General features: G+C 55.6%; 13 protein-coding genes. 9 read left to right on the top strand and 4 right to left on the bottom strand.

The window, feature by feature from the left end; translation table 11 throughout:
- The first annotated feature begins 79 nt into the window (after positions 1-79).
- The 8 genes from rluE to KUE00_RS06285 all read left to right on the top strand — a co-directional run bounded on the left by rluE (position 80) and on the right by KUE00_RS06285 (position 7,962).
- A complete protein-coding gene (rluE, locus tag KUE00_RS06320; protein ID WP_246758817.1) occupies positions 80-712 on the top strand; it encodes a 23S rRNA pseudouridine(2457) synthase RluE in 633 nt (210 codons plus the stop codon).
- A 19-nt stretch (positions 713-731) separates the two neighbouring features.
- Positions 732-1,205 carry an NUDIX domain-containing protein gene (locus KUE00_RS06315; protein WP_246758816.1) on the top strand — a complete coding sequence of 158 codons (474 nt, stop codon included), beginning with the start codon at positions 732-734 and terminating at the stop codon, positions 1,203-1,205.
- Between the two features lie 61 nt (positions 1,206-1,266).
- Positions 1,267-2,364, top strand: coding sequence for a tRNA 2-thiouridine(34) synthase MnmA (gene mnmA, locus KUE00_RS06310; protein ID WP_246758815.1), 1,098 nt, complete (start codon positions 1,267-1,269; stop codon positions 2,362-2,364).
- Between the two features lie 58 nt (positions 2,365-2,422).
- Complete coding sequence (gene hflD, locus KUE00_RS06305; RefSeq protein WP_246758814.1) at positions 2,423-3,064, top strand: high frequency lysogenization protein HflD; 642 nt, start codon at positions 2,423-2,425, stop codon at positions 3,062-3,064.
- 18 nt (positions 3,065-3,082) lie between these two features.
- Entirely contained in the window at positions 3,083-4,453 is a 1,371-nt protein-coding gene (purB, locus tag KUE00_RS06300; RefSeq protein ID WP_246758813.1) for an adenylosuccinate lyase, read from the top strand.
- Positions 4,454-4,613: 160 nt separating this feature from the next.
- The gene (gene phoP / locus KUE00_RS06295) at positions 4,614-5,282 is read left to right on the top strand and encodes a two-component system response regulator PhoP (protein ID WP_246758812.1); all 669 of its coding nucleotides are present in this window, start codon (positions 4,614-4,616) and stop codon (positions 5,280-5,282) included.
- Positions 5,282-6,742, top strand: a complete 1,461-nt coding sequence (gene phoQ / locus KUE00_RS06290) for a two-component system sensor histidine kinase PhoQ (RefSeq protein ID WP_246758810.1) — start codon at positions 5,282-5,284, stop codon at positions 6,740-6,742. Before phoP ends, phoQ begins: the two co-directional genes overlap by 1 nt.
- 92 nt (positions 6,743-6,834) lie before the next feature.
- Positions 6,835-7,962, top strand: a complete 1,128-nt coding sequence (locus KUE00_RS06285) for a ribosomal protein uL16 3-hydroxylase (RefSeq protein WP_246758809.1) — start codon at positions 6,835-6,837, stop codon at positions 7,960-7,962.
- Positions 7,963-8,077: 115 nt separating this feature from the next.
- Here KUE00_RS06285 and pepT read toward each other — a convergent pair whose 3' ends face one another.
- Together pepT and KUE00_RS06275 are read right to left on the bottom strand one after the other, a co-directional pair.
- Positions 8,078-9,313, bottom strand: coding sequence for a peptidase T (gene pepT, locus KUE00_RS06280; RefSeq protein WP_246758808.1), 1,236 nt, complete (start codon positions 9,311-9,313; stop codon positions 8,078-8,080).
- Positions 9,314-9,414: 101 nt separating this feature from the next.
- The gene (locus tag KUE00_RS06275; protein ID WP_246758807.1) at positions 9,415-9,984 is read right to left on the bottom strand and encodes a helix-turn-helix domain-containing protein; all 570 of its coding nucleotides are present in this window, start codon (positions 9,982-9,984) and stop codon (positions 9,415-9,417) included.
- 92 nt (positions 9,985-10,076) lie between these two features.
- Here KUE00_RS06275 and KUE00_RS06270 point away from each other — a divergent pair, with 92 nt between their 5' ends.
- Positions 10,077-11,261, top strand: a complete 1,185-nt coding sequence (locus tag KUE00_RS06270; RefSeq protein WP_246758806.1) for a benzoate/H(+) symporter BenE family transporter — start codon at positions 10,077-10,079, stop codon at positions 11,259-11,261.
- Between the two features lie 119 nt (positions 11,262-11,380).
- On the opposite strand, the gene cobB is transcribed toward KUE00_RS06270, so the two are convergent.
- Entirely contained in the window at positions 11,381-12,214 is an 834-nt protein-coding gene (gene cobB / locus KUE00_RS06265; RefSeq protein WP_246758805.1) for a Sir2 family NAD+-dependent deacetylase, read from the bottom strand.
- 10 nt (positions 12,215-12,224) lie between these two features.
- Positions 12,225-13,136 carry an N-acetylglucosamine kinase gene (gene nagK, locus KUE00_RS06260; RefSeq protein WP_246758804.1) on the bottom strand — a complete coding sequence of 304 codons (912 nt, stop codon included), beginning with the start codon at positions 13,134-13,136 and terminating at the stop codon, positions 12,225-12,227.
- Position 13,137: the final 1 nt, after the last annotated feature.

Raw genomic sequence — 13,137 nt, 5'->3', positions numbered from 1 at the left:
TACTACTTGAATATTCACGCCGCGCCAATCCTCACCGCTTTGCGTTATAATGCGCCCATTATGAACAAGTGCAATGACTATGCGTAAATCTTCCTTTAATAATCACCATGTTAAACGTCCAGGCGCGGCCCGTAGCGCAAAAGCTGCCGACAAGGGCCCACGTCGTGTTATCGTTTTTAACAAACCTTTTGACGTGCTGCCGCAGTTCAGCGATGAAGCCGGGCGCAGCACGCTAAAAGATTACATTTCAATAACTAATATTTATGCCGCCGGTCGTCTGGACCGCGACAGCGAAGGCCTGATGGTGCTGACTAACGATGGCGCATTACAGGCAAAATTGACTCAGCCAGGCAAACGTACCGGAAAAATTTATTATGTTCAGGTAGAAGGCGCACCTCAGGAAAGCGATATTCAGCCGCTGCGTGATGGCGTTAATCTGAAAGATGGCCCGACCCTGGCGGCCGGCGTAGAAATCGTCGCCGAACCCGCATGGATCTGGCCGCGTAATCCGCCGATTCGTGAACGAAAAGCCATTCCCACCAGCTGGCTGAAGATCACGCTGTATGAAGGACGAAACCGTCAGGTGCGCCGCATGACGGCCCATATCGGCTACCCTACTTTACGTTTAATCCGCTTTGCGATGGGCAAAGTAGAACTGGAAAACTTATCGCCCGGTGAATGGCGAGACGTCACCAGCGAGTTCCCCGACTAAAAACAGCAAGGAGTCAGCCATGTTTAAGCCGCACGTTACCGTAGCAACCGTGGTCCAGGCGGAAGGTCACTTTCTGGTGGTAGAAGAGATGGTACGAGGTCGTGCGACCCTGAATCAGCCTGCCGGTCATCTGGAAGCCAACGAAACGCTGTTGCAGGCCGCCGCGCGTGAGCTGTATGAGGAGACCGGCATTGAGGGTGTGCCGCAGGCTTTTCTGCATCTTCATCAGTGGATAGCGCCTGACGACACACCTTTTTTGCGTTTTCTGTTTGCGCTGGATTTACCAAAAATGCTGCCCGCTTATCCGCAGGATCGCGATATCGATCGCGCTTTATGGCTGCCGCCGGAAGAGATTTTCGGCGCGAAAAAGCTTCGTTCTCCGCTGGTTGCCGAAAGTTTACGAATTTACCAGCAGGGAACCCGCTATCCGCTTGAGCTGCTGAGCGCTTTTCAGTGGCCCTTTAGCGAGGATGCGCCCGCCGCTGACGCGTGATAGAATACGCCGCAATTTTAAAGTGCAGCCTTTAACTGCAACTCAAAGTCGGGTACTTCTCATGTCGTTAAATAAAAAAGTGATCGTCGGTATGTCCGGCGGTGTGGACTCCTCCGTTTCCGCCTGGTTACTGCAACAGCAGGGCTATCAGGTAGAAGGCCTGTTTATGAAGAACTGGGAGGAGGACGACGGTGAGGAGTACTGTACCGCCGCAGAAGATCTGGCGGATGCGCAGGCCGTTTGCGACAAGCTGGGCATTCATCTGCACACGGTAAACTTTGCGGCGGAATACTGGGACAACGTGTTCGAGCACTTCCTTGAAGAATATAAGGCTGGCCGCACGCCGAACCCGGATATTCTCTGCAATAAAGAGATCAAATTTAAAGCCTTTCTGGAATTCGCTGCCGAAGATCTGGGTGCGGATTTCATCGCCACCGGCCACTACGTGCGCCGTCAGGATGTTGCCGGTAAAAGCCAGCTGCTGCGCGGCCTGGACGATAACAAAGACCAGAGCTACTTCCTCTATACGCTGGGCCATGAGCAGATTGCGCAAAGCCTGTTTCCCGTTGGCGAACTGGCCAAGCCGGAAGTGCGCCGCATCGCGGAAGAGCTGGAGCTGGTGACGGCGAAGAAAAAAGATTCTACCGGTATCTGCTTTATCGGCGAACGTAAATTCCGCGATTTCCTGGGCCGCTATTTGCCAGCCCAGCCTGGCCGCATTGTCAGCACGGAAGGCGAAGTAGTCGGTGAACACCAGGGTCTGATGTACCATACGCTGGGCCAGCGTAAAGGGTTAGGCATTGGCGGCACCAAAGAAGGCAGCGAAGAGCCGTGGTACGTGGTGGATAAGGATGTGGCAAACAACCTGCTGGTTGTCGCCCAGGGCCATGACCACCCGCGTCTGATGTCGGTTGGGCTGATTGCCCAGCAGCTGCATCTGGTCGATCGTGAGACGATAACGGCGTCCTTCCGCTGTACGGTAAAAACCCGCTATCGCCAGGGCGATATTCCCTGCACGGTAACGCCGCTGGACGCCGACAGGCTGGAAGTTCGCTTTGACGAGCCGGTTGCGGCCGTGACGCCAGGCCAGTCGGCGGTGTTTTATCAGGGCGAAGTTTGCCTGGGCGGCGGCATTATTGAAGAGCGTCTGCCGCTTTAAGGATTTTGCCGGGCGCCTGCCCGGCTTTTCCGCCTTACCGGCGCATACAGGAGTTACCGTGGCGAAAAATTTTTATGATATTACGCTGGCTCTCGCGGGCATCTGCCAGTCGGCACATCTGGTCCAGCAGCTGGCGCATCAGGGGCACTGCCCGCCAGAGTCGCTGAAGGTGTCACTGGAAAGCGTTGTCGATCTGAATCCCTCTTCCACCCTGGCCGTTTACGGCGGTAAAGAGGAAAATTTACGTTTCGGTTTAGAAACGCTGATTGCGGTGCTGAACAGCAGCAGCCGCCACGGTGCGGGCGCAGAGTTAACCCGCTATACGCTGAGCATGATGGTGCTGGAGCGCAAGCTGAGCGCCAGCAAAACGGCGCTGGACGATCTGTCAAAGCGCATCGCGCAGCTTGACCGCCAGCTGGTACATTACGATTTAGAGTCCGATACGCTGCTCAGCGCAATGGCGGCGATTTATGTCGACGTCATTAGCCCGCTTGGCCCGCGCATCCAGGTGACCGGCTCGCCCGCCGTGCTGCAAAACTCGCAAATTCAGAGCAAAGTTCGCGCCGCGCTTCTGGCCGGTATCCGCGCTGCGGTACTCTGGCAGCAGGTTGGCGGTGGCCGACTGCAGCTGATGTTTTCCCGAAATCGTCTCGTCACCGAGGCGAAGCAAATTTTATCCCGTTGTTCCCAATCTCTTTAATCTTCAGGAGTTACACTGATGGAATTATCCTCTCTGACTGCCGTCTCCCCGATTGATGGTCGTTATGGCGACAAAGTCAGCCCGCTGCGCGCTATTTTCAGCGAATTTGGCCTGCTGAAATTCCGCGTCGAGGTTGAAGTACGCTGGTTACAAAAACTGGCCGCCTGCGCAGAGATCAAGGAAGTTCCTGCATTTGATGCTGACGCAAACGCTTACCTTGATGCAATTGTGGCTAATTTCAACGAAGAAGACGCGGCACGCATCAAAACCATCGAGCGCACCACCAATCATGACGTCAAAGCGGTAGAATATTTTCTGAAAGAGAAAGTGGAGCCGGTTGCCGCACTGCACGCCGTGTCGGAATTTATTCACTTTGCCTGTACTTCAGAAGACATCAACAACCTGTCTCACGCGCTGATGCTGGAAACGGCCCGTCGCGAAGTTGTCGTGCCTTACTGGAACAAAATCATTGCGGCAGTAAAAGATCTGGCGGTGCAGTATCGTGATATTCCGCTGCTTTCCCGCACGCATGGTCAGCCCGCTACCCCTTCTACGCTGGGCAAAGAGATGGCCAACGTTGCTTACCGCTTTGAGCGTCAGCTGCGTCAGCTGGAACGCATTGAAGTACTGGGCAAAATCAACGGCGCGGTAGGTAACTATAATGCCCACATTGCCGCCTATCCGGAAGTTGACTGGCATCAGATGAGCGAAAGTTTTGTGACCTCTCTGGGCATCACCTGGAACCCGTATACCACGCAGATCGAACCGCACGATTACATTGCCGAAATGTTTGACTGTATCGCTCGCTTCAACACCATCCTGATCGATTTCGACCGCGACGTGTGGGGCTACATTGCGCTGAACCACTTCAAACAGAAAACCATTGCAGGCGAAATTGGTTCTTCTACCATGCCGCATAAAGTTAACCCGATCGACTTCGAAAACTCCGAGGGTAATCTGGGCCTGGCGAACGCGGTGATGCAGCATCTGGCCAGCAAACTGCCGGTTTCCCGCTGGCAGCGCGATCTCACTGACTCTACGGTATTACGTAACCTGGGCGTTGGCATGGGCTATGCGCTGATCGCCTATCAGGCGACGCTGAAAGGCGTTTCCAAGCTGGAAGTTAACCGTGACCGCCTGCTGGACGAGCTGGATCACAACTGGGAAGTACTGGCAGAGCCGATCCAGACCGTGATGCGCCGCTACGGCATCGAAAAGCCGTACGAGAAGCTTAAAGAGCTGACGCGCGGCAAACGTGTTGATGCAGCGGGTATGAAAGCCTTTATCGATGGGCTGGAACTGCCGGAAGAAGAGAAAACGCGCCTGAAGCTGATGACGCCAGCAAACTACCTTGGCCGCGCCGTGCAAATGGTTGATGAACTGCCGTAATTGCGGCGCTGCGTTTAATTAATTCTACAACCTGCCATACTCTTTTCAGGCCGACGCAAGTCGGCCTGTGTTAACCTGTTGTTTACCTGCTTTAACCTATACTTTTCTCAGATAAAAATCAGGCCCGGTCTTTGACCGAATCTACAGAAAGGATAATGTTATGCGCGTACTGATAGTGGAAGATAATCCCCTGCTGCGTCACCATCTGGCCGTCCAGCTGCGCGAAATGGGTCATCAGGTTGATGCGGCAGAAGACGCTAAAGAAGCGGATTATTTCCTTAATGAACACACCCCCGATATTACCCTGGTGGATCTGGGCCTGCCCGATGAAGACGGCATGACTATGATCCGCCGCTGGCGTGGTCTGGAAGTGAAGCAGCCCATTCTGGTATTGACCGCTCGCGAAGGCTGGCAGGCCAAGGTTGAAGCGCTTGAAGCCGGTGCCGACGACTACGTGACTAAACCGTTTCATATTGAAGAAGTGGTTGCCCGCATGCAGGCGCTAATGCGTCGCAACAGCGGACTTGCCTCGCAGATTATTACCCTCGCACCTTTCCAGGTTGATCTTTCCCGGCGGGAACTGAGTATTGACGAGCAGCAGATTAAGCTGACCGCCTTTGAATATACCATTATCGAAACGCTGATCCGCAACGCCGGAAAGGTTGTCAGTAAAGATTCGCTGATGTTACAGCTTTATCCCGATGCTGAACTGCGTGAAAGCCATACCATTGACGTACTGATGGGTCGCTTGCGTAAAAAAATCCAGGCCGTTTATCCGCAAGATGTGATTACTACCGTCCGCGGACAAGGTTACCGGTTCGATCTTTAATGTCGCTCTTTCGTCCTGAAACGCCCTTTTCGCTACGTGCCCGCTTTCTCCTTGCCACGGCTGCGGTCGTCCTGATCCTGTCACTCTCCTACGGCATGGTGGCGGTAGTGGGCTATGTGGTCAGCTTCGATAAAAATACCTATCGGGTTATGCGCGCGGAAAGCAATCTGTTTTTTACGCTGGCACAGTGGCAAAACCATCAGTTAACCATCGCGCAGCCGGAACGGGTCTCGCTTAACTTCCCGACGCTGGTCTTTATTTACAACGAAGATGGCAAGCTGCTCTGGCAGCTGCGGGACGTGCCGGAAATTCGCACCCGCATCAAGCGTGAATGGCTGAAGCGCGCCGACTTTTACGAAATCGACGCCGATAACAGCACCAGCCGTCGCGCGCTGGGTAATAACCCGGATGCACAGAATAAGCTGACCGCCTATGACGATAATAATAACGATACCTTTACCCACTCGGTAGCGGTCAACCGTTACGCGGCCACCACCTCACTCCCGGCGCTCACCGTGGTAGTGGTGGACTCGATTCCGCAAGAGCTACAGCATTCGGACGTGGTCTGGTCGTGGTTCAGCTATGTGCTGCTGGTCAATCTGCTGCTGGTTATCCCTTTGCTGTGGCTTGCCGCGCACTGGAGCTTGCGGCCTATTGGGTCACTTGCCGCACAGCTGCGTGAGCTTGAGCACGGTACGCGCGAAACGCTGGCCGACGAAACGCCGCAGGAGCTAAAAAGCCTGGTGCGCAACCTTAATTTCCTGCTGGATAACGAGCGCCAGCGCTATACCCGTTATCGCACCACGCTCAGCGATCTGACGCACAGCCTGAAAACGCCGCTGGCGGTACTGCAAACCACGCTGCGATCGCTGCGCGGCGGCCGCAATCTCTCGATTGAGCAGGCTGAACCTATCATGCTGGAGCAGATCAGCCGCATCTCACAGCAAATTGGCTACTATCTGCACCGTGCCAGCATGCAGGCCGATCATAACGTTCTGAAACGCGAGCTGCATTCCGTTCCCGGCCTGCTCGATGGTCTTTGCTCGGCGCTGAACAAGGTTTATCAGTTAAAGGGCGTTGAACTGACGCTGGATCTCTCGCCAGAGATCACCTTTATCGGCGAACAGAACGACTTTATGGAAGTAATGGGTAACGTGCTGGATAACGCCTGCAAATATTGTCTGGAGTTTGTTGAAATTCGCGGTCGCCAGACCGATGACGAGCTACATCTGATTGTTGAAGATGACGGTCCGGGCATTCCGGAAAGCAAACGCGATATGATCTTTATCCGTGGGCAGCGGGCCGATACATTGCGGCCAGGACAAGGCTTAGGATTGGCGGTTGCTCGCGATATTCTTGAGCAATATGCGGGCGATATTATTGCCTCCACCAGCGAGCTGGGCGGTGCCAGAATGGAGGTCATTTTTAAACGTCAGGAAGGCCTACACCCCGGCGAATAGCCCAGTTTGCGGCAGCCGCCGCAAATGCTTTTCCCCGCTCTTCTTCCCCGCTGTTATAATCGATAAAATTCAGCGTTTCAGGAACTCGCAATATGGACTATCAGCTCGATCTTAACTGGCCCGATTTTATTCAGCGCTACTGGCAGAAACGGCCGGTCGTGCTTAAGCGCGGCTTTAAAAATTTTGTCGACCCTATTTCGCCGGACGAACTGGCTGGTCTGGCGATGGAAAACGAGGTCGATAGTCGGCTGGTTAGCCATGAGGACGACAAGTGGCAGGTTGCCCACGGCCCGTTCGAAAATTACGACCACCTTGGCGAGCACAACTGGTCGCTGCTGGTACAGGCGGTCGATCACTGGCATGAGCCTTCTGCCGCGCTGATGCGCCCTTTCCGTTTTCTGCCCGACTGGCGCACCGACGATCTGATGATCTCCTTCTCCGTGCCCGGCGGCGGCGTTGGCCCGCATCTGGACCAGTACGACGTCTTCATTATTCAGGGAACCGGACGCCGTCGCTGGCGCGTGGGCGAAAAAGTGGCGATGAAACAGCACTGCCCGCACCCCGATTTACTGCAGGTAGAGCCGTTTGACGCCATTATTGATGAAGAGATGGAGCCGGGCGACATTCTTTATATCCCGCCAGGATTCCCGCATGAAGGCTACTCGCTGGAAAGCGCCATCAACTATTCAGTAGGCTTTCGTGCGCCAAGCGGCCGCGAGCTAATCAGCGGCTTTGCGGATTACGTTCTTTCGCGCGAGCTGGGCAGCCGTCGCTTTACCGACCCGGATGTGCCCGCGCGTGAAAACACCGCGGAGATCCTTCCGCAGGAACTGGACGGCATCCGCGAGATGATGCTGGAAGTGATTAACCAGCCGGAGCACTTTAACCAGTGGTTTGGCGAATTTATCTCCCAGTCGCGTCACGAGCTGGACGTTGCGCCGCCGGAACCGCCTTATCAGCCTGATGAGATTTACGATGCGCTGCAACAGGGCGACAGGCTGCAACGCCTGGGTGGCCTGCGCGTGCTGTCGATTGGCGAAGCCGTCTTTGTTAACGGTGAGAAGCTGGAATCCCAGCAGCCACAGGCGCTGCGCGTGCTGGCGAACCATCATTCGCTGAGCGCGGAAGCACTGGGCGAAGCGTTAAATGACCCATCCTTCCTGGCACAGCTGGCAGCGCTGGTAAACAGCGGTTACTGGTACTTTAGCGAAGAAGAGTAGTTATCACGGCCTGACTGCTATTCTGGCGAAGAAGAATAGTCATCACGGCCTGACTGCTATTCTGACGAAGAAGATAAATAAAGCGTGCCGCGACAGGGACGTCGCGGCCCGAACACTATGACTTTTTCGCCTGCTCGGCAGTTAGCGTGGCAATACGCACAATCACCGCAACTGCTTTTTCCATAATATCCAGCGAGGCAAACTCATGCTTGCCGTGGTAGTTATAGCCGCCGGTAAAGATATTGGGACAAGGTAACCCCTTGAACGACAGCGCTGCGCCATCCGTGCCGCCGCGTATCGGCTTCGTCTTCGGCTCAATGTCACAGTCGCGCATCGCCTGAAGCGCCAGCTCGATAATATGCGGATGCGCCTCCACTTTTTCACGCATATTGAAGTAGCTGTCTTCTGTCTGTACTTCAATCGCCGTTTCCTTTGGCTGGTCCTTTGCCAGCGTCGCGGCAATATCTTTCAGCGTCTGCTTTCTCGCGTTAAAACTGTTGCGGTCAAAGTCGCGAATAATGTAGTGCAGCTCGGCTTTATCCACGCAGCCCTTGATACCGTGCAGATGATAAAAACCCTCATAGCCTTCAGTCTGCTCTGGCACTTCTTTTTGCGGCATCGCCGCATGAAAACGCATGGCCAGATCCAGCGCGTTGACCATCACGCCTTTCGCACTGCCCGGATGCACATTATTACCGGTGATTTTTACCGTGGCGGAAGCGGCATTGAAGTTTTCATATTCAAATTCACCCAGATCGCTGCCGTCCATTGTGTAAGCCCAGTCAGCGCCAAAAGCCGCCACGTCAAAGCAGCTGGTACCTTTGCCCGTCTCTTCGTCTGGTGTAAAGGCAATGCGAATATCGCCGTGCGGAATATTTTCATTTTTTAGCCGGGCGATTGCCGTGACAATTTCTGCCACGCCCGCCTTATCATCAGCGCCCAGCAGCGTTTTGCCATCGGTGGTGATCAGCGTGTGTCCCGTCAGGCGGTGCAGCACGGGAAACATAACCGGTGACAGCACTTCTGTCCCTACGCCCAGAGCAATATCGCCGCCGCGATAGTTTTCCACAATCTGTGGATTGACATTTTTACCGGTAAAATCCGGTGAGGTATCCATATGGGAGATAAAACCGATGGTGGGGACCGACCAGTCGACGTTCGCGGGTAATGTTGCCATTACCACGGCGTGGGTGCTCAGCGTGACGTTGCTTAAACCCAGCGCTTCCAGTTCTTTTTTCAGCTCGCGGGCCAGCTGCCATTGCCCATCGGTACTGGGAACCTGGCGGGTGTGAGCTTTAGACTGTGTGTCAAATGAGACATAGTGTAAAAAGCGATCGAGTAAATTATTCATCAGCCTTCCCTCTGAGTGCGGATGTTTATTATCTGTCTTTTTGCCTGGCGTTTATTGCGTCAGGTCAGTTGAATGAAAAGTGCCTGCGCGGCGTCGTCCTGTTAACGGTTCGCTTTACCACCCGGATAATGGATCAGGCTATGGAAACGTACCGATTGCGTGCTGCTGTTACGATAGCTGTGCGAGACGTCCGCCTGAAAGCGCAGCCCTTCACCCGCTTTAAGCGTATGCCATTGCTCGCCAATCGCCAGCTGTAGCTCGCCTGCAATCACTACCACGTGCTCAATAACGCCGCTGTCGTGGGCCGAGGATTCACTAAGGGCACCAGCAGCCAGCTCTACCACCAGCATATCGAAGCCTAGCTGCGGGTCGAAAGGAAACAGTGAGCTAATCTGCATAGCGCTATTTTGTTGCTGCCAGCGTCGGGTTTCTTCGCTACGAAGAATCTCCGCATTTGAGGCTTCCGCCGTAATAAACAGCGAGAACGGTACGTTAAAGCCCGTGGCTATCTTCCACAGCGTCGCAACCGTGGGGCTGGATTCGCCGCGCTCTATCTGGCCCAGCATCGCTTTGCTCACGCCTGTTTGCGCGGCGGTCTGGCTAAGACTCCATTCGCGCGCCAGGCGGAGCGTTTTTAGCATCCGGCCAGGTTCCGGCAGTGCCTGCGTCATCACTCTCCTCCTTTTTTTTGACAGTATAGCGCTTGTGCATTATAACGCACACCATCGGTTTGTGCGTTATAACGGTCAACGCGGAGAAGGTTATGCGGCCTGCTTTTTCATTACGTCATCTTACTTTGCCAGCCCTCGTGGCGGGTTTTGTCGCCGTGCTGGTAGGCTATACCAGCTCCGCCGCGATTATCTTTCAGGCTGCCGGTGCCGCAGGCGCCACCACCGCTCAGCTTGGCGGCTGGCTGAGCATGCTGGGCCTGGCAATGGGAATCACCTCGATTGGGCTCTCGCTGTATTATCGCGCGCCCGTGCTGACGGCCTGGTCAACGCCTGGCGCCGCGCTGCTGGTCACCAGCCTGCCCGGCACCTCAATGGCGGACACGATTGGCGTATTTATTTTCGCCTCGGGGCTGATTTTTCTTTGCGGCGTAACCGGGCTGTTTGCGCGCCTGATGAATCATATTCCTCAGGCGATTTCTGCCGCGATGCTGGCAGGTATTCTGCTGCGTTTTGGCCTGGATGCCTTTGTTTCGCTACAACCTGATTTTGTGCTGACGGCCAGTATGTGTCTGGCTTATCTGCTCGCCCGTCGCTTTCTGCCGCGCTACGCCATTGTCCTGACGCTGCTGGTTGGGCTGGCCGTCGCGGCCCTGAAAGGTGAAATTCACTTTTTGCACCAGCCGCTGGCTTTTGCCGTGCCGCAATTTATTATGCCGCACTTCAGCTGGTCGACGCTGCTGGGTATCGGCGTGCCTTTCTTTGTGGTGACGATGGCCTCGCAGAACGCGCCGGGCATCGCTACGTTAAAGGCAGCTGGCTATCAGGTGCCGATTTCGCCGCTGATGAGCTGGACCGGACTGGCCTCGCTGCTGCTGTCCCCTTTCGGCGGATTTTCCGTCTGTATTGCGGCCATTACCGCCGCCATCTGTATGGGGCCGGATGTGCATCCGGATCCGCAACGGCGTTACTGGGGCGCAGCGTGCGCAGGCTTTTTCTATTTACTGGCTGGTTTGTTCGGCGGTGCGATTGGCCAGCTGTTCAGCGCGCTCCCGCCAGCACTAATCCATACCATTGCCGGACTGGCGCTGCTGGGAACGATAGCGGGAAGCTTACAGCGCGCGCTGGCAGAAGATAAACAGCGTGAAGCAGCAGTGATTACCTTTTTGATTACCGCTTCCGGCCTTTCGCTGCTGGGTATTGGCGCGGCATTCTGGGGGCTTATTGGCGGCATTATCGCGCATCTGGTTCTGGCGCTGCCACAAAGGAAAACCGTTTAGCCTTAACATTTTTATTCAGCCTGGCCATTGCTCTGCTGCCCACTGCTTTGCACCAATCCAGCAGCGACTGTCCCAGCGACACAGTCGCCTGCCCGGCAACAACTTCCCTCGCGACTCTGCTACTTAATTTTCGCCAGCATTTTATGCACAAACCTCGGCACCACTTCGCTCGCCAGCCCGTACTCTTTTTCTTCAAACTCGCTGCCTACCTGGCTCGGTTCCAGATTCAGCTCGACGGTATGCGCACCCTGTAATTTCGCTTCATGCACAAAGCCCGCCGCCGGGTAAACGTGGCCGGAAGTGCCGATAGCAATAAAATAGTCCGCCTGCGCCAGCGCCTGATAAATCTCATCCATTTGCAGCGGCATCTCGCCAAACCACACGATATGCGGCCGCAGCACGGAAGGAAACTGACAGCAGTGACAGCGATCGTCCTCTGTTACGTCGCCCTGCCAGTGCAGCACCTGGCCGCTGGAAACGCAGCGTACCTTTAGCAGTTCGCCGTGCATGTGAATAACGTGGCGGCTGCCTGCGCGTTCATGCAGATTATCGATATTTTGCGTGACCAGCAGGAAGTGGTCACCCAGCGCCGCTTCAAGCTCCGCCAGCGCTGCATGAGCGGCATTGGGTGTAATCTCATCCGTCTGCATAAGCTGACGGCGACGTGCGTTATAAAACGCCTGTACTTTTTGCGGATTGCGGGCAAAACCCTCCGGCGTCGCCACCTCTTCCACCTTATGCTCTTCCCACAGGCCGTCAGCCGCACGGAAAGTCTGAATGCCAGACTCGGCGGAAATGCCTGCGCCGGTCAGCACCACCACGCGCGGTAATGGATGCTGGGCGATCTCCAGAGTGCGGTCGCGTTCGAAAATGCGCTGGCGAAAACGCTGCTGCACTTTGCGGCGGTTTTTCTTATAGCGGGCCAGCCTCAACCGGCGACGGGGTGTACGCATGATAAATCCTCTAATCCTTAATGTGCAGAAAGGCGGCGCCGCGCATGCCGCCTGCATCTCCATGACGGGCTTTGGCAAAGCGTGGCGGCTTTGCGCCCGGCAACAGGTGCTTCGCTACCTGCTGCGCCAGTCCGTCATAGAGCGCGTCAAAACCAGACAGGCCTCCGCCCAGCACCACCAGATGTGGGTCCACCAGCGTCAGCCAGTTTGCCAGGCAAACTGCCAACAGCGCCTGGTAGCGCGCGGTATGGGCAATAGCCTGCTCGTCCTGCTGATAATAGCGGCTGGCTATCTCTGGTGCGCTAAGATCTGACTGATAGTGTAGCCGCCACAGGCGAGCAAAACCCGGCCCCGACAGCCACGGCTCAATGCAGCCACGCTTGCCGCAGCCGCACAGTGGCTGTACCACATCGCGCCCAAGGACTTCCAGCGCGTCAAGCGGCAGGCGCATATGCCCAAATTCGCCCGCAACAAAATTGCGTCCGGTCAGCGTTTTGCCTTCAATCACCAGGCCGCCGCCCACGCCCGTACCTAAAATCAGGCCCAGCACCACCGGATAGGCTTTAAACTCGTCGTCCCAGGCTTCCGACAGTGCAAAACAGTTGGCGTCGTTATCAATACGCACATCGCGGCCCAGCCGTTGGCTGAGATCCGCCTGAAGACGCTGCCCCTGCGCGGCCGGAATGTTGGCGGTAAATACCGTGCCGTCATCCGGCACGGGCAATCCGGGTATGCCCATGCCTATGCTACCTGGCTCACCGCAAAACGCGTCGGCCTCGTGCGTTAGCGCCACCAGCCTAGCCAGCAGCTCTGCGTAATCCTGCGTTGGCGTGGCGACGCGCTTGTGCCAGATTTGCTGGCGCGCCGCATTATAAACGCCAAGCGCAATTTTGCTGCCGCCGACGTCAAAACCGTAATACATC

Source organism: Erwinia phyllosphaerae (assembly GCF_019132875.1).
Classification (GTDB): Bacteria; Pseudomonadota; Gammaproteobacteria; order Enterobacterales; family Enterobacteriaceae; genus Erwinia; species Erwinia phyllosphaerae.
Note: the sequence above shows the minus strand (reverse complement) of the source record. Positions and strands in the feature narration are given on the sequence as shown.